1 protein-coding gene is annotated in these 416 nt (G+C 62.3%); it reads left to right on the forward strand.

Annotation, left to right across the window (positions count from 1 at the left end; translation table 11 throughout):
* Positions 1 to 41: 41 nt before the first annotated feature.
* On the forward strand, positions 42 to 416 hold a 375-nt coding region (locus ER639_RS12035), incomplete at its 3' end, for a sodium:proton antiporter (protein WP_129065979.1).

Consider the following 416-nt stretch of genomic DNA (forward strand, 5'->3'; position numbering starts at 1 on the left):
GCCCTGCACATGATCGACAAGCTCACGGGAGTTCGCCAGTAATGGAATGGCTAGCCGCAATCACTACCGGAAGCCTGGCGGGTCTGGGCCTGTGGATGCTCCTGGATCGCAAACTCAAGCGCGTCGTGCTGGGCGTGGTGGTCCTGGGTAATGCAATTAACCTGGGGGTTCTCACCGCTGGGCGCTTCTTCGGCGAACGCCCGGCATTCGTCGAGGCTGGCAACACAGTCAGCACCGCCAACCCGTTGCCGCAGGCGCTGGTGCTAACCGCCATCGTCATCGGTTTCAGCCTGTTCATCTTCGCCCTGGCGCTGCTCAAGCGCACCCGCGAACTGCATGGTGACAAGACCACCGACTCGGTCAGCTCGATCACCGAGCAACCGGCACCGGACTGGCACGACAGCGAGCATGAACAC

The organism is Macrococcus sp. DPC7161, assembly GCF_004117835.1.
Lineage (GTDB): Bacteria > Bacillota > Bacilli > Staphylococcales > Staphylococcaceae > SDSC01.